The organism is Streptomyces sp. NBC_01429 (assembly GCF_036231945.1).
GTDB lineage: Bacteria > Actinomycetota > Actinomycetes > Streptomycetales > Streptomycetaceae > Streptomyces.
Genome location: NZ_CP109599.1, coordinates 3,220,648 through 3,242,958, shown reverse-complemented (window position 1 = coordinate 3,242,958; position 22,311 = coordinate 3,220,648). Strand labels below are relative to the sequence as shown.

Annotated in this window: 20 protein-coding genes and 1 tRNA gene; 9 read left to right on the top strand and 12 right to left on the bottom strand. The window is 70.5% G+C overall.

The annotated features are described in order from the left end of the window. Positions 1-414: 414 nt before the first annotated feature. The 3 genes from OG627_RS13755 to OG627_RS13745 form a co-directional block, all read right to left on the bottom strand. Positions 415-487, bottom strand: a tRNA-Arg gene (locus tag OG627_RS13755). Positions 488-842: 355 nt separating this feature from the next. Beyond that, on the bottom strand, positions 843-1,919 hold the full coding sequence (locus OG627_RS13750; protein WP_329064875.1) for an alpha/beta hydrolase: 1,077 nt from the start codon (positions 1,917-1,919) through the stop codon (positions 843-845). A 335-nt stretch (positions 1,920-2,254) separates the two neighbouring features. Beyond that, on the bottom strand, positions 2,255-3,580 hold the full coding sequence (locus tag OG627_RS13745; RefSeq protein WP_329064873.1) for a M6 family metalloprotease domain-containing protein: 1,326 nt from the start codon (positions 3,578-3,580) through the stop codon (positions 2,255-2,257). A gap of 281 nt (positions 3,581-3,861) precedes the next feature. Between OG627_RS13745 and OG627_RS13740 the strand changes: the two genes are divergently transcribed. Both OG627_RS13740 and OG627_RS13735 read left to right on the top strand, forming a co-directional pair. Continuing rightward, entirely contained in the window at positions 3,862-4,542 is a 681-nt protein-coding gene (locus OG627_RS13740) for a TetR/AcrR family transcriptional regulator (protein WP_329064871.1), read from the top strand. Between the two features lie 116 nt (positions 4,543-4,658). After that, complete coding sequence (locus tag OG627_RS13735; protein ID WP_329064869.1) at positions 4,659-6,200, top strand: MFS transporter; 1,542 nt, start codon at positions 4,659-4,661, stop codon at positions 6,198-6,200. A gap of 191 nt (positions 6,201-6,391) precedes the next feature. On the opposite strand, the gene OG627_RS13730 is transcribed toward OG627_RS13735, so the two are convergent. After that, complete coding sequence (locus OG627_RS13730) at positions 6,392-6,832, bottom strand: MarR family winged helix-turn-helix transcriptional regulator (protein ID WP_329072633.1); 441 nt, start codon at positions 6,830-6,832, stop codon at positions 6,392-6,394. Positions 6,833-7,127: 295 nt separating this feature from the next. Here OG627_RS13730 and OG627_RS13725 point away from each other — a divergent pair, with 295 nt between their 5' ends. After that, positions 7,128-7,910: a dioxygenase family protein gene (locus OG627_RS13725; RefSeq protein ID WP_329064867.1), complete on the top strand. Its 783-nt coding sequence runs from the start codon at positions 7,128-7,130 to the stop codon at positions 7,908-7,910. Between the two features lie 37 nt (positions 7,911-7,947). Here the strand turns inward: OG627_RS13725 and OG627_RS13720 are convergent, their stop codons facing one another. After that, on the bottom strand, positions 7,948-8,541 hold the full coding sequence (locus OG627_RS13720) for a GNAT family N-acetyltransferase (protein ID WP_329064865.1): 594 nt from the start codon (positions 8,539-8,541) through the stop codon (positions 7,948-7,950). A 148-nt stretch (positions 8,542-8,689) separates the two neighbouring features. Between OG627_RS13720 and OG627_RS13715 the strand changes: the two genes are divergently transcribed. After that, entirely contained in the window at positions 8,690-9,697 is a 1,008-nt protein-coding gene (locus OG627_RS13715; RefSeq protein ID WP_329064863.1) for a sigma-70 family RNA polymerase sigma factor, read from the top strand. Positions 9,698-9,872: 175 nt separating this feature from the next. Here OG627_RS13715 and OG627_RS13710 read toward each other — a convergent pair whose 3' ends face one another. After that, complete coding sequence (locus tag OG627_RS13710) at positions 9,873-10,904, bottom strand: helix-turn-helix transcriptional regulator (RefSeq protein WP_329064861.1); 1,032 nt, start codon at positions 10,902-10,904, stop codon at positions 9,873-9,875. 298 nt (positions 10,905-11,202) lie between these two features. Here OG627_RS13710 and OG627_RS13705 point away from each other — a divergent pair, with 298 nt between their 5' ends. After that, positions 11,203-12,657 carry an MFS transporter gene (locus tag OG627_RS13705; RefSeq protein WP_443073621.1) on the top strand — a complete coding sequence of 485 codons (1,455 nt, stop codon included), beginning with the start codon at positions 11,203-11,205 and terminating at the stop codon, positions 12,655-12,657. 75 nt (positions 12,658-12,732) lie between these two features. On the opposite strand, the gene OG627_RS13700 is transcribed toward OG627_RS13705, so the two are convergent. Continuing rightward, complete coding sequence (locus OG627_RS13700) at positions 12,733-13,032, bottom strand: hypothetical protein (RefSeq protein ID WP_329064857.1); 300 nt, start codon at positions 13,030-13,032, stop codon at positions 12,733-12,735. 222 nt (positions 13,033-13,254) lie between these two features. On the opposite strand from OG627_RS13700, the gene OG627_RS13695 reads away from it, so the two are divergent. The 3 genes from OG627_RS13695 (at position 13,255) to OG627_RS13685 (ending at position 17,339) form a co-directional block, all read left to right on the top strand. Next, complete coding sequence (locus OG627_RS13695) at positions 13,255-14,016, top strand: DeoR/GlpR family DNA-binding transcription regulator (RefSeq protein ID WP_329064855.1); 762 nt, start codon at positions 13,255-13,257, stop codon at positions 14,014-14,016. 10 nt (positions 14,017-14,026) lie between these two features. Continuing rightward, positions 14,027-15,076, top strand: coding sequence for a 1-phosphofructokinase family hexose kinase (locus tag OG627_RS13690; RefSeq protein ID WP_329064853.1), 1,050 nt, complete (start codon positions 14,027-14,029; stop codon positions 15,074-15,076). Between the two features lie 136 nt (positions 15,077-15,212). Continuing rightward, a complete protein-coding gene (locus tag OG627_RS13685; protein ID WP_329064852.1) occupies positions 15,213-17,339 on the top strand; it encodes a PTS fructose transporter subunit IIABC in 2,127 nt (708 codons plus the stop codon). Positions 17,340-17,433: 94 nt separating this feature from the next. Here OG627_RS13685 and OG627_RS13680 read toward each other — a convergent pair whose 3' ends face one another. Continuing rightward, positions 17,434-18,321 (bottom strand): DUF6227 family protein, encoded by an 888-nt coding sequence (locus OG627_RS13680; protein ID WP_329064850.1) that lies wholly within the window; start codon positions 18,319-18,321, stop codon positions 17,434-17,436. A 146-nt stretch (positions 18,322-18,467) separates the two neighbouring features. Continuing rightward, positions 18,468-19,496, bottom strand: coding sequence for a P1 family peptidase (locus OG627_RS13675; RefSeq protein WP_329064848.1), 1,029 nt, complete (start codon positions 19,494-19,496; stop codon positions 18,468-18,470). 113 nt (positions 19,497-19,609) lie between these two features. Here OG627_RS13675 and OG627_RS13670 point away from each other — a divergent pair, with 113 nt between their 5' ends. Further along, entirely contained in the window at positions 19,610-19,792 is a 183-nt protein-coding gene (locus tag OG627_RS13670) for a hypothetical protein (protein WP_329064846.1), read from the top strand. Positions 19,793-19,844: 52 nt separating this feature from the next. Here OG627_RS13670 and mscL read toward each other — a convergent pair whose 3' ends face one another. The 3 genes from mscL to OG627_RS13655 all read right to left on the bottom strand — a co-directional run bounded on the left by mscL (position 19,845) and on the right by OG627_RS13655 (position 22,186). After that, a complete protein-coding gene (gene mscL, locus OG627_RS13665; protein WP_329064844.1) occupies positions 19,845-20,354 on the bottom strand; it encodes a large conductance mechanosensitive channel protein MscL in 510 nt (169 codons plus the stop codon). Between the two features lie 168 nt (positions 20,355-20,522). Continuing rightward, a complete protein-coding gene (locus OG627_RS13660) occupies positions 20,523-21,158 on the bottom strand; it encodes a hypothetical protein (RefSeq protein WP_443073469.1) in 636 nt (211 codons plus the stop codon). 194 nt (positions 21,159-21,352) lie between these two features. After that, complete coding sequence (locus tag OG627_RS13655) at positions 21,353-22,186, bottom strand: S-methyl-5'-thioadenosine phosphorylase (protein WP_329064840.1); 834 nt, start codon at positions 22,184-22,186, stop codon at positions 21,353-21,355. Positions 22,187-22,311 lie beyond the last annotated feature (125 nt).

The window sequence follows — 22,311 nt, the reverse complement described above, 5'->3', positions numbered from 1 at the left end:
CTCAGTCGCGAACTTGACGATCTATCGAAGCTTCAACATCGCCTCATCCCGGTACATCATGGTTTGCTACGTACCGCCCGACTCAATGTGATGGGGCTGTGCTGGCCGTACGGTCTGTGGACGTTGGTGACAGGCGACCCGCCTGTCGCGGTCCAGATGAGGCCCAGTTCGCATCACCTCCTCCTGCCACCCCACGGGGTGCCGCCCCTCCGACCCGCAACCTCAGCTCTCACGCTGGTACGAAAACCGCCCCGAGTCCGTGCCGGGTGATGCTGGTCCGTCGGGGGCCGTTTGGGAGATCAACTCTCCGTCCGCTCACGCACCGCTCACGCAAACGGCCTCGGACGAGGAGTCCGAGGCCGAATAGAACGCCTTCCTGGGGGAGAAATCCCAGGTCAGCGGCTTAACGCGTTGTGCCCCCGGCAGGATTCGAACCTGCGACACCCGCTTTAGGAGAGCGGTGCTCTATCCCCTGAGCTACGAAGGCGGGGATCTGTCGACAAACGTGTCTAAAACGGAATCGCGGACGCGGCTGCATTTTTGGCATGTTTTGGACAGGTTGGCGATCAACCGATGAGGGTTTGATTGCCGCCGCCAGTGTAGCGGGTGGCGTGCTCGAGGTACGGGGTGATGCCGCTTGCTGGGGATCCTGCGCAGGGTGCTGAGGTGGCCGAGAGGGGGTGACCTGCTGTGGTCGTCAGGGGGTGATCGTGTTGAGGGCGGGGGAGGGCGACCTCGCGCCCGGCACCGGCACCGCGGCCCTGGCCCGCTTCGCCGCGACCCTCAACCAGGGCCTGGCCGTCCACGCCGCGGGCGTGCGGAACCGGTGGGAGCGAAAGGGCCTAGGCTCGCTGCGTCGGCAGGGGCTCGGTGTGTTCTTCCCGGCGCCCGAGCACGCGGGAGCGCTCAACTATGCGGCGCAGCCACTGCGTCCGGGCGTGACGGGCTTCGCGCGTGAGGGACGCTGTGGGGGCGACCGAGTCGAAGCCGTGGAAGGCGCCGGGCCAGACATGCAGCTCGGCGTCGCCGCCGGCCCGCCATATCGCCTGGGCGTAGGCGACGTTCTCGTCCCGGAACGTCTCCGCCGAGCCGACGTCGATGTAGGCGGGCGGCAGCCCGCTCAGGTCGGTGGCGCGGGCGGGGGCGGCGTAGGGCGGCAGGTCCGGTGCGCCGTAACGCTCGCCCAGGTAGGCCCGCCAGGCGACGGCGGTCGAAGCCCTGTCCCAGAGGCCGATGCCGGCCATCTGGAGGGCGGAGGGCGTAGTGAGGCGGTCGTCGAGCATCGGGCACTGAAGGAGCTGCCCGATGGGTACGGGTCCGTCGCCACGGTCCCGGTTGAGCAGGGTCAGGGCCGCGGCGAGCCCGCCGCCGGCGCTCTTGCCCCCGATGATCACGCGCTCGCCGTCGCTGCCCAGCTCGTCCGCGTGGCCGACGGTCCACAGAAGTCCCGCGAGGCAGTCCTCCAGCGGACCCGGATAAGGCGCCTCCGGCGCCAGCCGGTACTCCACGGACACGACGGCCAGGCCGAGCGGAGCGCACCAGTCGCGGAGGATCTTCGGCAGCACGGACCAGGCGTTCCCCATGATCATCCCGCCGCCGTGCAGGTAGTACAGCGTCGGCAGCGGACCGGTGGCGTCGGCGGGCCGCGCGTACACCAGCGTGACGTTCGGACCTCCCTCGGCGCCGGGCACGCTCAGTTCCTCGACGGCGAAGCGGCCGCCGGCACGCAACTCGGCCGCCGTGGGCAGGGGGCGGCTCGCTGCGTCTCGTTGCCGGTGGGCGGCGAGGTTCCCAGGAGTGAGCCGGTGCTTCGACAGGTCGCCCAGGGCCACCAAGGCGGCGCCCAGTTCCGGGTCGAACGGCGGAGCCGTCCGCACACCGGCCGCTTCGGAGGCCGGAGAGCCCCGGCGCCCGGTCATGAAGCGCCGCTCCCGCAGGCGAGATGACAGCCCGGGGCCACGCCGAGCCGTCTGCCCCCGGCGGGAACGGCTGAGACGCCAGGTATCGATGTCGTCGAGGTCATGGCCCCAGCCAACCACGGACAGCGCCGGTCATGACCGACGGCCGTCATGACCGACGTCAGACATGACCGACTGCCGTCATGACCGACGGCAGACATGACCGATGGTCGTCATGACCGATGACCGTCATGACCGATGGTCGAGCGGATCGCGGGCGGATCAGCCGATGACGACAACCGGCTTGACGACGGTCTGGTCGCGGCTGCGCATCAGTTCGAGGCTCTGCCAGCGGCTCAGGACTTCGTCACCCGCACCATGAAGTTGTCGTCCGGTTCCTGCGACAGCACCGAGATCCGGATGCCGTTTTCCTTGTCCACGAAGGTCTGGCCCGGACCGTACGGCGCGTCCGACAGCTCCGCGTGCACATTGGGCCGCCGCGTACAGCCCCCGCTGTTCTCCTTGCTGTCCGAGACCGTCACGGGACCGCGTCCGGTGTCCACGCCCGCGTCCACGCGGTAGATCAGCACGCCCGGCCGGCAGACGGCCTCGTCGTTGCCCGCCCGGGTCCGTACCTCCACCGCGTACCCCGACTCCTTGGAGATCGGTACGAAGGCGATCTTCGGGCCGCCCGGTGTGGCCAGCGGGGCCAGCAGGAAGTCGCTGCTGCCGTGCGCGGAGGCGCAGCCGATCTGCTCGTCGTCCAGCCAGCCGAGCTTCCACTTGTGCCAGCCCAGCAGATCGTTGTTGGCGCCCCAGTCCTCCGACATGATGTCCCAGTGCCCGACGGCGCCGCCGCCCTCCGCCGTATAGAGGTCGGGGAGGCCGAAGACATGGCCGTTCTCGTGCGGCAGCACCCGGTAGCCCGTCTGGGCGTACGAACCCGACCCGTCGTCCTGGCGGCTGTAGACGAACGACGTGTTGGAGAGCGGGACGCCGTCCGCGTGCGGGGCGTCCGCGTTGCCGGAGAAGGTGACGGACAGGACGGTGTCCAGCGCCGAGGGCCCGGCGTTCGGCGTGACCAGGATGTTGACCAGGTCGTACGCGCTGAAGTCCACGTCCGCGTCGGCGGCGGCGACGATGTCCTCGACGAGCCTGCGGTAGCCCGGTTCGTAAGGGGACCCGCGGTCGATGCCGTACTCCGAGAACGGCATCGGCATCCGCAGCCAGTCCGGGACCGGGGCCTCGGCGCGGTAGTCCAGCCGGCCGTAGGAGCTGGTCCTGAACCACTCGGACGTCTGCGGGAAGAACTCGGCCAGCCGGTCCTTCGCCTTGCCGGGGCCGGGTGCGTCCGGGAAATCGATCATGAGGTTGAGGGCGCGGATCCGGCCGGTCGAGCGGGAGTAGCCGGCCGGGGTGGGCAGCCCCTCCGACATCTGTACGGCGACACCCGAGGCGATACGGCACGGTCCGAGCGCCGATCCCGAGGCGCTTCCGGGTCCGGCCGTGGCGCGGGTGGGGGCAGTCAGGGTGCCGCTCGCCGAGGTCAGGGCGGTGAGGGCGAGTGCCGTGAGGCCTGCGAGCGCGCCGAGCCTGCCGGTTCTTCTGTTCCACTTGAATCCGGTGTTCCACCTGAATCCGGCTCTCTCGCCGGCTCGGCCTATCCGTCGCCTCTGCTGCATTCGGCCGCCTTCGGTCGCGCGGCAGTCGGCGGTTCTGACTGCGCTCCGTTCGATCACCCTCCGTCCGGCGGCGTGTCGGCGCCCGCTGGGTGCGCCGATCGTGGGTTTTCCGGTTTTATCCGTCCGATTCACCCTTGTGAGTCAGGTCACATGCATGGGTGAAATAACCGGGGACGTCTTCCCCGTTTGCACCTGTGTCCTCGTAAGCGGGGAGCGTGTCCCCGCTTAGCTGACGTTCCATCGGAACAACCCAAGACCGAACGACCGAAAGAAGGCCGGACGTGACCGCCCCCGCCAGCGCCACCGAATGCGCACTCACGCGTCGTATCCCGCGTCCGCGCGCGGACGCGCTGCGCAACCGGGAGCGGATCGTGGCGGCGGCCCGGGAGCTGTTCGTGGAGTACGGCTCCGAAGCCCCGCTCGACGAGATCGCCCGTCGCGCCGGGATCGGCAACGCCACGCTCTACCGGCACTTCCCCGACCGCGCGGCCCTCATCCACGACGTCGTGCTCTCCGTCATGGTCCGCGTAGCGGAATGCGCGGAGCGGATCGCGGCCGAGGATCTGGCCGCCGAACACTCCGACCCGTTCGCCGCGCTGCGCGACTTCGTGCACGCGGCGGCCGACGAGCGGATCGGAGCGCTCTGCCCGATGCTCTCCGACGCGTTCGGCCGGGCCTGCCCCGAGCTTGAAGCCGAGCGTGTGCGCCTCGAAGGCGCCGTCGAAGGGCTGATGGAGCGGGCGAGGAACGCCGGGCGGCTGCGTACGGATGTCGCCGCCGGCGATCTGATGATGGTGCTGTCCCAGCTCACCCGTCAGCTGCCCGACACCGGCTGCCTGAACCTGGACCGCTTCACCCACCGGCACCTCCAGCTGTTCCTCGACGGCCTGGAGGCCCCGGCCCGGTCCACCCTGTGCGGCTCGGCCGCCACCCTGGAGGAACTGCGCCGCGCCGCCCCGTGACGCGCCTCCGTGACTTCATCACCCCGCAATAGCCCCGCAATGACTTCGTAAGTCCCGCAGCGTCGCCTGTACTTACGTACGTTTCCGTCCTTCTGTACCAATAGGTGGATACCTCCATGTCAAAAACAGCCGAGAAGAGGCTCCCCGACACGGGAGCCGCGCTTCCCGATCCGAACCGCTGGAAAGCGCTGGTGTTCATCGCCCTCGCCCAGCTGATGGTCGTGCTCGACGCGACCATCGTGAACATCGCCCTGCCCTCCGCCCAGCAGGACCTGGGCATATCCGACGGCAACAAGCAGTGGGTCATCACGGCCTACGCGCTCGCCTTCGGCGGTCTGCTGCTCTTCGGCGGACGTATCGCCGACCTGTGGGGCCGTAAGCGCACCTTCACCACCGGCCTGATCGGTTTCGCCGCGGCTTCCGCCATCGGCGGCGCCGCCAACAGCGAGGCGATGCTGCTCGGGGCCCGCGCGCTCCAGGGTGTCTTCGGCGCGCTGCTCGCGCCCGCCGCCCTGTCGCTCCTCGCGGTGACCTTCACCAGCCCCAAGGAGCGGGCCAAGGCGTTCGGCATCTTCGGTGCGATCGCCGGTGGCGGTGGCGCCGTGGGCCTGATCCTCGGCGGCTTCCTCACCGAGTACCTGGACTGGCGCTGGACGTTCTTCGTCAACATCCCGTTCGCCATCGTGGCCGCGCTGGGCGCGTACTTCGTGATCCGCGAGCCCGCGGGCGGACGCAACCGTTCCGCGCTCGACATCCCCGGAGTCGTCCTGTCGACGCTGGGTCTGGTCTCCCTGGTGTACGGCTTCACGCGCGCCGAGTCCAACGGCTGGGGCGACACCTCGACGATCTCCCTCTTCGTCGCCTCCGTCGTCCTGCTGGGCCTGTTCGTCCGCGTCGAGGGCAAGGTCAAGGCCCCGCTGCTGCCGCTGCGCGTGGTGACCAACCGGAACCGTGCCGGTGTCTACCTCTCGCTGGGCCTCGCCATCATCGGCATGTTCGGCCTCTTCCTCTTCCTGACGTACTACCTCCAGGTCGTGGAGGGGTACTCGCCGGTCAAGACGGGCTTCGCCTTCATGCCGATGATCGTCGGCATGGTCACGGGCTCGACCCAGATCGGCGCCCGGCTGATGACCAGGGTCCCGCCGCGGCTGCTGATGGGCCCCGGCTTCCTGCTCGCGGCCGTCGGCATGCTGCTGCTGACGCAGCTGGAGATCGGCTCCTCGTACACCGGGCTCATCCTGCCTGCGGAGCTGCTGCTCGGCCTCGGCATGGGTACGGCGTTCATGCCGGCCATGTCGCTCGCCACGCACGGCATCGAGCCGCGTGACGCAGGCGTCGCCTCGGCGATGGTGAACACCTCGCAGCAGGTCGGCGGCGCGATCGGCACCGCTCTGCTCAACACGATCGCCGCCTCCGCGACGACCTCGTACATCGCCTCGCACGCTGCGGGGGCCAGTGACCCGCAGCTGCTCCAGCTCCAGGCCCTGGTGTCCGGCTTCTCCAGCGCCATCTGGTGGGCGGTCGGCATCCTGGTCGTCGCCGCGACGATCGCGCTGACCTTCATCAACACGGGCCGCCCCGGCACCTCGCCGTCCGCTTCCGGCGGCGCCGGTGAGGGTGCGGAGGACGAGGTCCAGATGCCGGTGGCGATGCACTGACGGTCACCGCCGACGGACTACGTACGGAAGGCACGTACGGAAGGCACGTACGGAAGACGCGTACGGAAGACGCGTACAGAAGGCTCCGGCCGGTACATACGTACGGACGTATGGACGGGACGCACGTACGGACGGACGGGGCCGACGCACTTACGGAGCACGCACAGGATCTGCCCTGGCGCCGCCGCGACTCAGCGGCGCCAGGGCAGATCCGCGCCCGTGCCCTCCGGCTGGAGCCCCTCGGCCATCACCCGCATGATCTCCCCGAGCTGTCCCACCTGTTCCGGGGACAGCCGGTCGAAGATCGCCTGGCGTACGGCGGTCACATGGCCCGGCGCCGACCGCTTCAGCACCTCGTTGCCCTCGTCCGTGAGGAACGCGTTCTGGCCCCGCTTGTCGGAGTCGCACTCCTCGCGCCGCACCCAGCCGTACTCTTCGAGCCGGGCGATCGCGTGCGAGAGCCGGGATCTGGTGATCTTGACGTCCATGGCCAGCTGGGTCATCCGCTGCCGCCGCCTGGGCGCCTGCGCGAGCCGCACCAGCAGCGCGTAGTAGATGTGCGGCATCCCGGCGTCGCGCTGGAGCTGGCGGTCGAGATGATCCTCCAGAAGCGTGGTGGCCGCGAGGTACATCCGCCAGACGCCTTGTTCGTCGTCGCTGAGCCAGCGCGGCGCACCGTCGTCACCGCCACCCCGGACGTCGCCCTTGACGTCGTCCTTGACGTCGCCGCTGTCGCTGCCGTCGCTGATTCCGGTGTCGTCGCTGTCCGCAGCGCCGTCGCTGTCGGTGGGTGCCATGGTCATGTGGACCACTCTACTCATTCTTGAATCTTAAAATAGATATGCGTAAGCTTGACGGCGTTGAGTGCTTGAGCTTTCAAGTAGAGGGCTTCGAGCAGAGCGTGAAGTGCCTGGACCGGGAGTTGTCATGAATGGTGTCGCTGAGCGCATGCCGGCCCTCTACCTCTCCCACGGCGCCCCGCCGCTCGCGGACGACCCGGTCTGGCCCGGCGAGCTGGCGGCCTGGTCCGCGACGCTGCCGCGCCCCACGGCGATCCTGATGGTCTCCGCGCACTGGGAAGAGGCCCCGCTCGCGCTCGGCGCCACCGAACCCGTACCGCTCGTCCACGACTTCTGGGGCTTCCCCGAGCACTACTACCAGGTGCGGTACGGAGCCCCCGGCGCCCCCGCGCTCGCCGAATCCGTACGCAAGCTGCTGCGCGGCGCGGGAACGCCCGTGCGGGACGTACCGGACCGGGGGCTCGACCACGGCGCGTACGTACCGCTCGTGGAGATGTTCCCGGACGCCGACATCCCGGTCCTCCAGATCTCCCTGCCCACGCTCGAACCGCGGAAGCTGCTGGAGATCGGGCGCAAGCTGGCGCCGCTGCGGGACGAGGGCGTGCTGATCGTCGGCAGCGGGTTCTTCACCCACAACCTCGCCGCGCTGCGCCACCCCGGCGGCGGGGTGCCCGGCTGGTCGGCGGAGTTCGACGACTGGGGGACGCGGGCGCTCCAGGCCCAGGACATCGACGCGCTGCTCGACTTCGAGCACAAGGCGCCGGCGGGCCGGCTGGCCCATCCGCGCACGGAGCACTTCGCACCGCTCTTCGTCACGCTCGGCGCCTCGGAGGGCGAGCTGGACAGCGGCCGGAGCGTGATCGACGGGTTCTGGCTGGGGCTCGCGAAGAGGTCCTTGCAGTTCGGCTGACCAGGGCGGTTCCGTCGGCCCGGTGCCGTGCCGCGTTTCAGGCGGTCCCAGCGGTCCCAGCGGCCTCGACGGTCCCAACAGTCCCGGCGGCCCCGGCGGCCCCGGCGGTCTCCCCGAGGTGCTTCTCGTACCAGGCCACGTCCCAGTACCTGCCGAACTTCCGCCCGACCTCCTGGTACGTCCCCAGGTGGCGGAAGCCGAACCTTGCGTGCAGCCGGTCCGACGCCTCGTTGGGCCGGGCGATGCCCGCGTACGCGCGATGGACGTCCTCGCCCGCGAGAGCCTCGAAGAGTGCCTGGTAGAGCAGCGTGCCGATGCCGCGCCGCCCGGCCGGCGGCGCGCAGTAGACGGACACCTCGACCGAGGTCGAGTACGCGGGCTTCGGGCGGAACGGGCTGCTGGTCGCGTATCCCAGAATGCGGGCAGACGGGACATCCTGAGCAACCAAAAGGCGGTGCGGGCCGTCTTTGGGATGAGAACGCAGCCATGGAAGCCGCTGTTCGGGGGTGAACGCCACGGTGTCGAAGGTGATGGCCGTCTCTCGGACGTAGTGGTTGTAGATGTCCGTCAGGGCCGCGAGATCAGCCTCTGTTCCGGCTCTGACCTGCACTTCTGTGCATACGTACGACATCTGTCCTCCCCGGATTCGCGGCACAGGGTACTGCACGATCAGAAAATCCCCGCACCGCATGGGAATTCTGTCCGGATTCCAGTCGTTGTTTCCAACGGATGCAGGGCACCCGGGAGGGTGTCGCGACCTACTCAGTAAGGGAGCTCGCATGGCAACCCGTGCCGTCGCCCGTCGTTCCGCCACCGCCTCCGGCTCCGGTGGGACGAAAGCGGCAAGCAGTGTTCGCGCTGTAGGCGGGGAGATCGCCGACCGCGACCTGGTCGGCATGTACCTCGATGAGATCGCGCGCACACCGCTGCTCGACGCCGCAAAGGAAGTCGAGCTGTCCCAGACCATCGAAGCGGGTGTCTACGCCCGGAAGATACTCGACGGCGAGATCGAGAGCGGGGCCGCAGGCGCCTCGCCCGAGGAGCTGGAGGCGCTGTACGCGGCGGGGGAGCGCGCGAAGGATGTGTTCATCCGCTCCAACCTCCGCCTCGTGGTGGCCGTCGCCCGCCGCTATCCGCGCAGCGGCCTGCCCCTGCTGGACCTGATCCAGGAGGGGAACGCGGGCCTCGTGCGCGCGGTGGAGAAGTTCGACTACGCCAAGGGCTTCAAGTTCTCGACGTACGCGACCTGGTGGATCCGCCAGGCCATCACCCGCTCCATAGCGGACCAGTCCCGTACGATCCGGCTCCCCGTCCACCTGGTGGAGGAGCTGGGCAGGATCCGCCGCGTGCAGCGCGAGTTCAACCGGGAGCACGGGCGCGACCCCGAGCCCGCCGAGGTGGCCGCCGAGCTGGACTCCAACCCGGCGCGCGTCATCGACGTGCTGGACTGGGCCCGTGACCCGGTCAGCCTGAACATGTCGGTGGACGACGACGGGGACACGCAATTCGGCGACCTGCTGGAGGACACCTCCGCCGTCTCGCCCGAGCAGTCGGTGCTCACGCTGCTGCGCAGCGAGGAGCTGGAGGACCTGATCGGCAGGCTCGATCAGCGCACCGCCTCGATCATCAAGATGCGGTACGGCATCGAGGACGGCCGCGAGCGCACGCTGACCGAGGTCGGCAAGCAGCACGGCCTGACGCGCGAGCGGATCCGGCAGATCGAGAAGCACGCTCTGATAGAGCTGAAAAAGATGGCCAGGGACACAGGTTTCGACGCGGCGGCGTGACGTCACCGTTCTGTGGCCGTAGTGTCTCTCCTGACTCGTACCGCACCGGAACCGCTGTTCCGCGTGGTACGGGACGGCCGACGCGTCGGCCGCCGAAGACGAGCCCCGGCACCAACCCCCCCCAGGTGCCGGGGCTCACCTCTGCCCGGAGGCCGGGACATCCGGGTCGGCCGGATCAGCCGGGTGAGCCGGGTGAGCCGGGTGAGCCGGGTGAGCCGCTGGGACCGGTGGCGGTGCCCGCCGCCCGCGTCAGCCGCGCCCCCAGCTCGCGCAGATGGTCGGTCAGCGGCTCCGGCGCGTGGACGGTGAACGCGCAGTCCACCAGCGCCAGCCGCAGCGCCAGCCACTCCAGCGAGTCCGTCACCGTGCCGCGCAGCCGGCACGCGTCCGGGCCGGTCGCCTCGGGTGCGCCGAGATGGCCAGGCAGCCGGGCTACCACGAACTCCACCGGCGCCAGGAAGGTCACGTCCAGCGTCAGCTCCCGCTCCGGCGTCGGCTTCATCCTCGCTATGGACCGGCTCAGATACTCCGCCTCGTCCCCGCCGCTCGGCAGCTCCCGCGGGGTGAACCGGGCACCGGTGGCGAACGGATCGCTGACCCGGTCGACCCGGAACGTACGCCAGTCGGCCCGCCCGAGGTCGTAGGCGACCAGGTACCAGCGCCGGCCGGTGGAGACGAGGCGGTACGGCTCGACCTGCCGCTTCGTCTCCGTACCGTCCCCGGAGCGGTAGCCGAAGCGCAGCCGCTCCAGGCCCGTGACGGCGGCGGCCATCACCGTCAGGGTGCGTGGATCGACGGTCGCGCCGTCGCCGCGCGTGAGCGGGACGGTCGCGGCCTGGAGCGTCGAAACGCGGTGCCGCAGGCGGGACGGCAGCACTTGCTCCAGCTTGGCGAGGGCCCGTACGGAAGCCTCGTCCACACCCTCGATGGCGTGGCCCGCACCGGCCCGCAGCCCGACGGCGATGGCCACGGCCTCCTCGTCGTCCAGGAGCAGCGGAGGCATCGCCGTGCCCGCGACCAGCCGGTAGCCGCCGACCGCGCCCATCGTGGCCTCGACGGGGTAGCCGAGGGCGCGCAGCCGGTCGATGTCGCGGCGGATGGTGCGCGGGCTGACACCGAGGCGCTCGGCCAGCTCACTGCCGGGCCACTCGCGCGGGGTCTGGAGGAGGGAGAGCAGGCTGAGCAGCCGGGCCGGGGTGTCGGTCATGAGGTCGCCGGGGTCTCGGTGGTCTCTGTGGTCTCGGTCTCGGTCATGAGTTCATCGTGCGCGCCATCTAGGACACGCATTGGCCTAGATGGCGCCTAGCTTCTGCCGCATGAGTTCTTCCACCACGTCCACGGGAACCCCTGTTCCCGTGGATTCTCCGCTTTCCGGCGCTCCAGGCGCTTCCGGGACTTCCGGTGCCTCCGGGGCCTCCCGGGTTCCCGGGCCTCCCCCGGCGTCCGCTGTTCCGCCGTCCGTGCCCGGCGGTGACCGGCGCCGCTGGCTGGCGCTGGCCGTCGTCATGACCGCCGCCTTCATGGATCTCGTCGACGTCACCATCGTCAATATCGCCGTCCCGAGCATGGAACGGGATCTGGGGGCCTCGTTCGGGGCGATCCAGTGGATCACCGCCGGGTACGCGCTGGCGTTTGCCGCCGGTCTGATCACTGGTGGGCGACTGGGTGACATTTACGGCCGAAAGCGGCTTTTTCTGATCGGTATCACCGGCTTCACGATCGCCTCGGCCCTGTGCGGCTTCGCCGTCAACGCGGAGATGCTCGTCGGATCCCGGCTGCTCCAGGGCGCGATGGCCGCGATGATGGTGCCGCAGGTGCTGGCGATCATCCATGTCACCTTTCCGGCACACGAACGCGGCAAGGTCTTCGGGATGTTCGGCGCCATCGTCGGCCTGGGCGCCGTATCGGGGCCGCTGCTCGGCGCACTGCTCACGCAGTGGAATCTCTTCGGCCTCGAATGGCGCCCGATCTTCCTCATCAACCTGCCGGTCGGCGTGGCGGGGGTGCTGCTCGGCCGCAGATTCATCACCGAGTCCAGAGCTCCCAAGGCGCTCCGGCTCGATCTGGTCGGTGTGGCGCTGGTGACGGCCGCGCTGCTGATGCTGATCTATCCGCTCACCCGGGGCCGTGAACTGGGCTGGCCGCTGTGGGGCCATGTGTGCATGATCGCCGGCGTCGGTGTGCTGGGGGTCCTGGTGGTGTTCGAGCGGAGGAAGGCGTCCAGGGACGGCTCACCGCTGATCGAACTGTCGCTGTTCCGGATCAAGAGTTTCGCCGCGGGCATCGCGGTCCAGCTCACTTTCGGGATAGCGCTGGGCATCTTCTTCCTGGTCTGGACGCTCTACATGCAACTGGGACTCGGCTGGAGCCCGTTGCGCGCGGGGCTGACCGGGGTGCCGTTCTCGGTCGCGGTGTCGGTCGCGGCAGGTCTCTCCGTACAGAAGCTCGTGCCGCGCTTCGGCAGGAAGGTGCTCCAGGCGGGCGCGCTCACGATGATCGCGGGGCTGCTGCTCTACATCTGGGCGGCCGGAAGGTACGGGCAGGAGATCCACTCCTGGCAGATGATCCTGCCCCTGACGGTCATGGGTCTGGGCATGGGGCTGATCGTGGCCCCGCTGACGGACGCGGTGCTGTCCGGGGTGCCCCGCGAGCACTCGGGGTCCGCGTCCGGCCTGATCAACACGGTGCAGCAGATGGGCAACGCGCTCGGTCTCGGGCTGGTGTCGGTGGTGTTCTTCGGCGTGGTCGACGACCGCCTGGCGGGCGGAGCGGCGGCGGCCGGAGCGGCGGCGACGGGCGCGGTGGCAGCCGGGCCCGGCATGGTCGGCGCGGCCTTCGCGGACGGGTTCCAGAACGCGCTGTGGTGGGTCGTGGCGGTGCTCGCCGTGATCTTCGCGGTGATGTTCGCGCTGCCGGCCCGGGCGAAGGCGCACGTGGAGGACGTCGCGGAGACTCCGTAGAGCCCGTTGTTCTTTGACGCCGTTGTCCTTTGGCGTCGGGTGTCCTTTGGCCCCATGGTGCGCGGCCGTCGTGGTTCAGCGGTCGCGCACCGGTTGCTGGGCGAACGTGATCATTCCGAGGGCGACCACCAGGCCGACCATTCCCGGTGCGTCGAAGAACCGGAGCCGGGCGTCCGGATCGTCGACGAACAGGCCGCCGACCAGCTGGAGAACGAAGGCCGCCGCCATGACCAGCAGCGCGCCGCCGAACAGCCCCGGCCGGAACAGCCGCCCGCGCAGCCACGGGAACAGCCATCCCGTCCTGATGGCCGCGGTTCCGGTCATCGCCGTGCACACCGCCATGACCGCGCACGGCACCAAGGTGTACCAGCTCATGGTCCGTCCCCCTCCCCGTTCCACACCCCCCCCGGGGGATGGATGGACGCCGATGATGCCACAGTTCCGGTTTCGTAACCCTCTCCATCAGTATCCGCCGATCTCTGTCGATCGATGCCCGATCGTGTCCGCGCTACGTCCGTATCTGTTTACTTTGTAGAAATGTGCGCGTAGCCTTCCGTCGAAACCACAGGTTCGGGCACGGAACGGACGTAAAACCACATGTACGCACCGGAGCGTCAGCAGGAGATCCTGCGCCTGGCCCGCGAGAGCGGCCGGGTCGATGTGCTGTCGCTGGCCGAGGAGTTCCAGGTCACCGCCGAGACCGTACGGCGTGATCTCAAGGCCCTGGACCGGGCCGGACTTGTACGGCGCGTGCACGGTGGGGCCATCCCGGCCGGGCGGCTGGAGTTCGAGCCGGACCTCGCGGAGCGCGAGTCCACGGCGGCCGACGAGAAGGACCGCATCGCCCACGCGGCGCTCGCCGAGCTGCCGGCGGACGGCAGCGTGATCCTGGACGCCGGTTCGACCGTGGCGCGGCTGGCGGCGGCCCTGCCGCTGGAGTGCGGACTCACCGTCGTCACGCACGCGCTGCCCGTCGCCGCCCGGCTCGCCGACCACCCGGGGATCGATCTGCATCTGGTCGGCGGCCGGGTACGGCACCGCACCCGGGCCGCGGTCGACGCCTGGGCGCTGCGTGCGTACGGCGAGATCAACGCCGATGTCGTCTTCCTCGGCACCAACGGTTTCTCCCCCGATGGCGGGCTGACCACGCCGGACCTTGCCGAGGCCGCCGTGAAGCGCGCGCTCGTCGGCGCCGCCCGGCGGGTGGTGCTGCTCGCCGACTCGGCCAAGCACGGCCAGGAGCACTTCGCGCGCTTCGGCACGCTCGCCGATGTCGATCTGCTCATCACCGACAGCGGGCTCAGCCCTTCGGACGTCGCCGCGGTCGAGGCCGCCGGCACCGAAGTGCTGAGCGTTTAGGAGCGCCCGCATGATCCTCACCGTCACCCCCAACCCCAGCCTGGACCGTACGTACGAGGTCCCGGCGCTCGACCGGGGCGAAGTACTGCGGGCCACGGCCGAGCGCATGGACCCGGGCGGCAAGGGCGTCAACGTCTCGCGGGCCGTCGCGGCGGCCGGGCGGCGCACGGTCGCCGTTCTGCCCCTCGGCGGCGCTCCGGGCGCGCTCGTCGCTGAGCTGCTCGCGGAGCAGGGCATCGAGGTCGTGCCGGTGCCGGTCGCGGGCGCGACCCGCTCCAACATCGCGCTGGCCGAACCCGACGGCACCCTGACCAAGATCAACGCGCCCGGACCGGAGCTGACCGCCGCCGAGTCGGAGGCGCTGCTCTCCACGATCCGTGAGCGGATCCACGCGACGGGCACCCGGGCCGACGGGCCGGGAGGCGCGTCCGGAGAAGACGCGTCCGGGGACGCGTTTTCTCCGGACGCGCCTTCTCCGGACGCCGAGCCGTCCACGCCGACCTGGATCGCCTGCTGCGGCAGCCTGCCGCGCGGCCTCGCCCCCGAGTGGTACGCCGAGCTGGTCGCCCGCGCCCACCGCGCCGGGGCGAGGATCGCGCTCGACACCTCGGGGCCCTCGCTGCTGGCGGCGCTGCGCGAGCGCCCGGACGTCGTCAAGCCGAACGCCGAGGAACTGGCCGAGGCCGTCGGCCGCCCCCTCACCACGGTGGGGGACGCGGTCAAGGCCGCGGAGGAGCTGCGGACGTACGGCGCCGGATCCGTCCTCGCCAGTCTCGGGGCGGACGGCCAGCTGCTGGTCTCGGCGGAGGGGACGTACTTCGGCTCCGCCACGGTCGCCTCGGTCCGCAGTAATGTCGGTGCGGGCGATGCCTCGCTCGCCGGCTTCCTGGCGGCGGGCGGCGAGGGCCCGGCGGCGCTCGCGTCCGCCGTCGCGCACGGCGCGGCGGCCGTACAGCTGCCCGGCAGCGTGATGCCGTCGCCGGGGGATCTGGATCTGTCGGCGGTCACGGTGACCGCGGATGTACCGCTGGACCGCCTTCTCACGGAGCCCGCCCCATGAGCCTTCCCCTCCCGCACCCCCATTCCTGCTCCCAATCCTCCTCTTCTCCTTCTTCCTCCTCTTTCTCTTCCTGTTCCTCTCCTGCTGTCCCCACCACCCCTCTGACCTGCGCGATAAGCGAGCAAAGGAGCCCGCGATGAGCGAGATGATCACCGCGGACCTGGTCGACCTCGACCTGGCCGCCGAGACCAAGGAAGCAGCGGCCCGCTCGCTGGCCGAACGGATGGTGACCCTGGGCCGGGTCACCGACCTGGACGGCTTCCTGGCCGATGTGGCGGCGCGCGAGGCGCAGATGCCGACCGGCCTGGACGGTGGCATCGGCATCCCGCACTGCCGCAGCGCGCACGTCAGCGAGCCGACGCTCGCTTTCGGCCGCTCGGCGCGGGGCATCGACTTCGGCGCTCCCGACGGCCCGGCGGACCTGATCTTCCTGATCGCCGCGCCGGCCGGGGCGGACGACGCGCATCTGACGATCCTCTCGGCGCTGGCCCGTCGGCTGATGAACGAGGAGTTCACGACGGCGCTGCGGTCGGCGACGGACGCCTCGGCGGCCGCCGCGCTGATCCGTGGCGAGGAGGCCACCCAGGAGAGCCCTCGGACGGCCCCGGAGACGCCCTCCGAGGCGGCTCCGAAGGCCGCTGCCGCTCCGGAGGCCGCTGAGGCCGGGGGAGCCGCCCCGGAGGGCGCTGCGGCGGCCGTGGCGGCCACGGCGGCCGTGGTGGACTCCCCGGCGCCCGAGCCCGTGTCCGCGTCAGCGTCCGAGGTCTTCCGTATCGTCGCCGTCACCTCCTGCCCCACGGGCATCGCCCACACCTACATGGCCGCCGAGGCGCTGGAGCAGGCCGGGCAGCAGGCGGGCGTCGAGCTGGTCGTCGAGCCGCAGGGATCCTCCGGTTTCAACCGGCTCGACCCGGCCGTGATCGCCGCCGCCGACGCCGTGATCTTCGCCCACGACGTGCCCGTACGGGAGAAGGAACGCTTCGCCGGAAAGCCCACCGTCGACGTCGGCGTCAAGGCCGGCATCAACCGGCCCGCCGAACTGATCGCCGAAGTGCGCGGCAAGGCCGCACGCGGCGAGGTGACCGGCACCGCGGGCGCCCACACCACGCCGGTCGAGGGCGCCGGGGAGCCCGGTGAGGGCTATGGCACCAAGCTCCGCAAGTGGCTGATGTCCGGGGTCAGCTACATGGTTCCCTTCGTGGCCGCGGGCGGGCTCCTCATCGCCCTCGGCTTCGCCATCGGCGGCTACACCGTCGACAAGGCCCCCTCCGTGGCGGAGCACTTCGCCTGGGGCGACCACACCAGCTGGGCGGCGTTGCTGTTCCAGATCGGTGGACTGGCCTTCAGCTTCCTGGTGCCGGTCCTCGCTGGCTACATCGCCTACGGGATGGCCGACCGTCCGGGTCTGGTCCCCGGCTTCGTCGGCGGCTCCATCGCCCTCACCATCAACGCGGGCTTCCTCGGCGGGCTGGCCGCCGGTCTGATCGCCGGTGGCACGGTGATGGCCATCCAACGGGTCCGCGTGCCCGGGCCGTTGCGCGGAATCATGCCGGTGGTCGTGATTCCACTGATCTCCTCCATGGTCGTCGGCTTCCTGATGTTCCTGGTGGTCGGCAAGCCGATCGCCGAACTCCAGAAGGCCCTGACCGACTGGCTGTCCGGCCTCTCCGGCACCAACGCGATCATCCTCGGCGTCATTCTCGGCCTGATGATGTGCTTCGACCTGGGCGGCCCGCTGAACAAGGTGGCCTACGCCTTCGCGGTCGGCGGTCTCGCCAACCCCAACGACGGCAGTCTCAAGGTCATGGCCGCCGTGATGGCGGCGGGCATGGTCCCCCCGCTGGCCATGGCGCTCGCCACGACGGTGCGGGGCAAGCTGTTCACCCGTACCGAACGGGAGAACGGCAAGGCGGCCTGGGTCCTCGGCGCCTCCTTCATCACCGAGGGCGCGATCCCGTTCGCCGCGGCCGACCCGCTGCGCGTCATCCCGTCGGCCATGGCGGGCGGCGCGGTCACCGGCGCGCTCTCGATGCTCTTCGAGTGCACCCTGCGGGCTCCGCACGGCGGCATCTTCGTGATCCCCCTCATCGGCCACCCCTTCCTCTACCTGATCGCGATCGCGGCGGGTACGGCGGTCAGCGCCGGACTGGTCATCCTGCTCAAGGGCGCCCGCAAGACCGGCCGTCCCGACCAGGCCGGGGAATCCGAGGCCGCCACCGAAGGCGGAGCCACGACGGAGGCCAAGGTGCCGGTGGCCGCCTGAGCGCGTCCACCCCGGGTCGTACGGCCGGCCACCCCTGGCGGCCGTACGACCCGTCGCACTCCCTCACCACCACCCCGCTCGCCCGTTCACCCGCTCATCTCACCTGCGCGCGAAGCTCCATGGCTTCGCGCGCGGCGCTTTCCGTCTCGTACACCTCGCACATATGACGGCCGTCCCGTGTCGCCGTGTGCTCGACCTCCCAGAGGCTCGTCTCGCTGCCGTCGATCAGCAGGAACGCGTGCTCGTAGAGCATGAACCCGGCGTCCTTGCCCTCGACCTGGCACTGCCGGCCGAAGACCTGGGTGATGTGGTGCGCGAAAGCCGTCTTCAGCAGCAGCCCGGTCTCCTCTCCCGGCCGGTCGTCGTTCTCCGCCCGGCGCAGCACCCGGCGGGCGTGGTCGGGGGAGTTGTCCGGGGAGTACATCCGGTGCCGGGGAGCCGGTGCCGGCGCGGGCAGGGCCCGCAGCGCGCGGAGCAGCGCGAGGTGGGCGTCGATCTCCGCCGTGCGCTCCGACTCCAGCTCCGAGAGCAGCCCGGCCGCGAGGTCGTCCATGGACGGCTCCCCGTCCGGGGACACGGCTTCCGGACCGGCCGGGTCCACCGGTAACGCCCGGTTCTCCCCGGACTCGGCGTCGAAGCCGGACAGCCTCGGCGCCTCGGGGCTGCCGGGACGGCAGAGGCGGGCCGCCGCGAGCTGAGCCCCGGACTCCTCGGCGTACAGCTCGTGCAGCCGCGCGCCGTCCCGGCCGGTGTTGTGCACCAGCTCCCAGAGGCTGAGCGCGCTGCCATCAGCGAGCAGATAGGTGTGCCGGTACGTCTCGCGGTGCAGCCCCGCACTGTGGTGCGCGGAACACAGCGAGCTGGCGTGCGCCAGCGCACGGTCGAGTCGGTCGACCACTGCGTCGGGCAGGTCGAAGGAGTTGAGTGCCCGACCCAGGAGTCGCTCGAGGTGCGTCTCGGTTGTCTCGTAGGGATCGTTCAAGATGGGTCTCCAGGCCGTCGCCACATGTCACTTGGTGATTGCATAACGTAGCGCCTAGGGCTGACATCGCGTCCCAAGTTTGGGAAAACGAAGGGGGCGTACATGAAGTTCCCCCACGCCCCCGGTCAACTCGCCCGGCGCGCCCCTCAGTCGAGCCCATACAAATCACGGTACGAAGGGAACGTACCGCCCGGCCCGTCCACGCTCTGCGCCGCGCACATGGCCGAGACAATTGCCCTGGTCACCACGTCGGCACCGGCCGCCAGCACCTCGTTGAGGGCGAGTTGCCCCTTCTCGTCGAGCGGGTGCAGGCCGGTCGACAGCGCGAAAACAGTGTCGCCGTCGTTGAGCAGATGCACCGGACGGACGGCGCGCGCGATACCGTCGTGCGCCGTGCCCGCGAGCTTCTGCGCCTGGGCACGGGACAGTTCGGCGTCGGTGGCGACCACGGCGAGCGTGGTGTTGAGCGGCGCCGGACCGTTCAGCTCGCGCAACTCGGCCAGGCGTCTGCCGGCCGCCTCGTGGACCTCGGCCGCCGGATACTCCGGACGGCCGCTGAAGTAGCGTCCGTACAGTACGCCCGTCAGCGGATCGACTGCCGAGCCCGCCGCGTTGACCACGACCAGGGCGGCCACGGTCACCCCGCTGTCCAGCAGGGCACTCGCCGTGCCGACCCCGCCCTTGAGCTGTCCGGCGAGAGCGCCCGTCCCGGCGCCCACCGCGCCCCGCACGACCGGTGCCCCGCTCGCCGTCGCGGCGGCGGCCTCCACAGCCGCCCGCCCGGTCGTCGCGTCCGGCCGGGCCCGCCAGTCGCCACCGCGCCCCAGATCGAAGAGGCCCGCAGCCGGAACCACCGGCACGACCTGGCCGGGAGCGGTACCGACCCGTATCCCGCGCCCGCGCTCCTCCAGCCACGCCGCCACACCCGAGGCGGAGTCCAGCCCGAACGAACTGCCGCCCGTAAGGACGACGGCCTCGACCCGCTGGACGATGTTGCGCGGATCCAGAGCGTCGGTCTCCCGCGTCGCCGGCCCACCGCCCCGGACATCCACGGCGGCGACCACTCCGCCCTCCGGCGCGAGGACGACGGTGGTCCCGGTCAGTGCCCCGGGCCCGGCCACCCGCGCGTGTCCGACCCGCAGTCCCGCAACATCGGTCAGTGCGTCATTGCTCATGACGCCCATCCGTACCACGCGCACCCGAGCCCGACGCCTGGCGGACCCGGCCCGGTCAGGGACCGCGGGCCCTGACCGGATCGCCATGAAGCGCGCGCCCGTACTCTGGAGGTATGAGCACCGCCTCCGAACCCCAGCCGCCGCGTCCCGTTCCGGCGCTGATCTTCGACGACCCGCTGGACCAGCCGTCCTCGGACGACACGGACCGGGGCTGGGGAGAGCGGCCGGCCGCGAGCGGCGACAGCGCCGCCGATCTCGCCCGCTTCCTCGACGAGAAGCCGCCCCACCACATCTGACCCCACCGCCACCCGGCGAACCATCGGCCGAGCGGCCGAGCGGGGCCCGGAATCAGGTCGCGTTCGGACCCGGGCCGTTCTGTCCGGGGCCGTTCTGCCCCGGACCGGTGGCGCCGCGCTGAGCCACGAGGGCGTCCCTGATCTCCTTCAGGACCTCCAACTCGCTGACCTCCATGACCTCCTGCACCTCTTCCTTGGCGGCCTGGAGCCTGGCCCGCCTGGCGAGGTACTTGGACATCGGCAGCACCATCAGGAAGTAGACGACGGCCGCGGTGATCAGGAACGTGAGGACGGAGCTGAGCACCGATCCCCACATGATCGGGATGCCGTCGGCCACCTCGCCGTTCTTCGTCTTGCACGGCGCCTGGAGGCACGAACTGTACTGATTCAGGTCCTGCGTACCGAAGGCGCCGACCAGCGGGTTGATCACGCCCTTGACGAGCGAGTTCACGACATTGGTGAACGCCGCGCCGATGACAACCGCGACCGCGAGGTCGATCACGTTGCCGCGCATCAGGAAGGCCTTGAAGCCCGCCAGCACGCTCTCCTTCTCCTTGCTCACGAGTGAGCCTTTCTTCACATGTGCCGTAGGAATGACAATCCGCTGCGCAACCTACGGCAGCGTGTCCCCACGCTGTCCAATCCGTGTACGCGATCAGGCGATGCCATAGATCGCCTGTTCGGATGGACCGGATCACGTTCAGCACGGAGCGCCCGCGCGCGGAACGGCTCAACACACCGTCACCGCCAACCGTGTTGAGGCACTCGCGCCCGCCAGCGCCGCCGCGGTGTCGCGCGGCACGGACAGCACGATCAGCGCCCCACCGCCGGGCACCGATTCCTGGGCCGCGGGGATCTCGTCCACTCGCGCGCACGAGGCCACCACGCGCGCCTCGGTCTCTCCTCCCACCCCCGCGATGACATCGACCCGGTCTCCCCGGCGCAGCAGCCGCACCGTCGCCGCGTCCGCGATGCGTACGGGGGCGGACACCATGCCCGCGGGGCGCTGCGCCCGGCGCCGTCCGGCCGGCGGGCCGGCCGCCACGGCGCCAGCGGCGGCCTCCGCCCGGACATCGCCACCGGCCCCGGCCGCGCCGACGGCGCCGCCCGCTCCGGTGGCGGCCAGCGCCGCCGCCGTCATCGCCAGCCCAGCAGCCGTAGCCCGCCGTCGCCTGAGCAGCGCCCGGCGCAACCGCCGCTTGGATCCCCGCAGGCGCAGCGGGCCGAACGGCGGCACCCCGAGCGGCTCCGGCGCGGACGGAGGGGGAAGGGGCGGAAACGGCGGCAACGGGGGCGGCGGAGACGCGGAAGGAGAAGGGAGCGGAGGGGGAGGAGAGGACGGATCATGGGCGAAGGCATGGGACATGACGACCACCACCTGACGTGAGGAGCTGTTGCGATCGCTCCTCACGATCCACGGTCCGCCCCGATCCTGCCGCGGCCTGTGGATCAGCTCCCGGTTGTGGACAACTCCCTCACCCTCGCGAGTGGTTCACGGCCGTACCGGCGGAATTCCGGATCTCCGGCGCATGGCTCGCGAGGGCAGGGGGCAACTCGTGATCAGGGCAGTCGAAGCCCGGTATCGATCCCGTCCAGCGCATGCGAGCACAGACAGTCCCGCGTCTCGCTCGGCTGCAATCCGCCCACCGCGTCGAAGAGCACGGTGCGCAGCCGGTCGACATTGGAGGCGAAGACCTTGAGGACCTCCTCGTGGGAGACCCCCTCGCCGGTCTCGGCCCCCGCGTCCAGATCCGTCACGAGATTCATGGAGGTGTAGCAGAGACCGAGTTCACGAGCGAGGACGGCCTCGGGGTGCCCGGTCATCCCGACCACCGACCATCCCATCGCGGCGTGCCACCGCGACTCCGCCCGCGTCGAGAACCGGGGGCCCTCGATGACCACCAGCGTTCCACCGTCCACCGGCTCCCAGCCCTGCCCGCGCGCGGCGGCGAGAGCCGTCTTCCGCCCCTCGGGGCAGTACGGATCTGCGAGCGAGATATGCACGACGTTGGAGGTGCTTCCGTCCGGCAGCGGCAAGCCGTCGTAGTAGGTCTGGGTGCGCGTCTTCGTACGGTCCACGAGCTGGTCGGGGACGAGCAGCGTGCCCGGTCCGTACTCAGCCCGCAGTCCGCCCACGGCACACGGCCCCAGGACCTGCTTCACCCCGACGGAACGCAGTGCCCACAGGTTGGCGCGGTAGTTGATGCGATGCGGGGCGACACCGTGCGCGCGTCCGTGCCGGGGCAGGAACGCCACACGACGACCTGCGATCTCGCCGAGGAAGAGGGAGTCGCTGGGCGGCCCGTACGGGGTCTCCACCTTGACCTCGGTCACGTCCTCCAGGAAGGAGTAGAAGCCCGAGCCACCGATCACGCCGATCTCTGCGTTTGCCATCCGATCACACTAGCCGCCGTCGCACCGAGACACGCCAAGGACCCCGACCGTGGATACGACGGGGTCCCTGGCGAAGAAAGGCGTACAGATGAGGCAGGAAGAACTTCGGGATGTACCGAGCGTCC

What these genes read in the sequence shown, in the direction of transcription:
- OG627_RS13750 (WP_329064875.1), bottom strand. Translation starts at nt 1,919, where the DNA reads ATGACCGGGCGCCGGGGCTCTCCGGCCTCCGAAGCGGCCGGTGTGCGG.
- OG627_RS13745 (WP_329064873.1), bottom strand. Translation starts at nt 3,580, where the DNA reads ATGCAGCAGAGGCGACGGATAGGCCGAGCCGGCGAGAGAGCCGGATTC.
- OG627_RS13735 (WP_329064869.1), top strand. Translation starts at nt 4,659, where the DNA reads ATGTCAAAAACAGCCGAGAAGAGGCTCCCCGACACGGGAGCCGCGCTT.
- OG627_RS13730 (WP_329072633.1), bottom strand. Translation starts at nt 6,832, where the DNA reads ATGTACCTCGCGGCCACCACGCTTCTGGAGGATCATCTCGACCGCCAG.
- OG627_RS13725 (WP_329064867.1), top strand. Translation starts at nt 7,128, where the DNA reads ATGAATGGTGTCGCTGAGCGCATGCCGGCCCTCTACCTCTCCCACGGC.
- OG627_RS13720 (WP_329064865.1), bottom strand. Translation starts at nt 8,541, where the DNA reads ATGTCGTACGTATGCACAGAAGTGCAGGTCAGAGCCGGAACAGAGGCT.
- OG627_RS13715 (WP_329064863.1), top strand. Translation starts at nt 8,690, where the DNA reads ATGGCAACCCGTGCCGTCGCCCGTCGTTCCGCCACCGCCTCCGGCTCC.
- OG627_RS13710 (WP_329064861.1), bottom strand. Translation starts at nt 10,904, where the DNA reads ATGACCGACACCCCGGCCCGGCTGCTCAGCCTGCTCTCCCTCCTCCAG.
- OG627_RS13705 (WP_443073621.1), top strand. Translation starts at nt 11,203, where the DNA reads ATGACCGCCGCCTTCATGGATCTCGTCGACGTCACCATCGTCAATATC.
- OG627_RS13700 (WP_329064857.1), bottom strand. Translation starts at nt 13,032, where the DNA reads ATGAGCTGGTACACCTTGGTGCCGTGCGCGGTCATGGCGGTGTGCACG.
- OG627_RS13695 (WP_329064855.1), top strand. Translation starts at nt 13,255, where the DNA reads ATGTACGCACCGGAGCGTCAGCAGGAGATCCTGCGCCTGGCCCGCGAG.
- OG627_RS13690 (WP_329064853.1), top strand. Translation starts at nt 14,027, where the DNA reads ATGATCCTCACCGTCACCCCCAACCCCAGCCTGGACCGTACGTACGAG.
- OG627_RS13685 (WP_329064852.1), top strand. Translation starts at nt 15,213, where the DNA reads ATGAGCGAGATGATCACCGCGGACCTGGTCGACCTCGACCTGGCCGCC.
- OG627_RS13675 (WP_329064848.1), bottom strand. Translation starts at nt 19,496, where the DNA reads ATGAGCAATGACGCACTGACCGATGTTGCGGGACTGCGGGTCGGACAC.
- OG627_RS13670 (WP_329064846.1), top strand. Translation starts at nt 19,610, where the DNA reads ATGAGCACCGCCTCCGAACCCCAGCCGCCGCGTCCCGTTCCGGCGCTG.
- OG627_RS13660 (WP_443073469.1), bottom strand. Translation starts at nt 21,158, where the DNA reads ATGTCCCATGCCTTCGCCCATGATCCGTCCTCTCCTCCCCCTCCGCTC.
- OG627_RS13655 (WP_329064840.1), bottom strand. Translation starts at nt 22,186, where the DNA reads ATGGCAAACGCAGAGATCGGCGTGATCGGTGGCTCGGGCTTCTACTCC.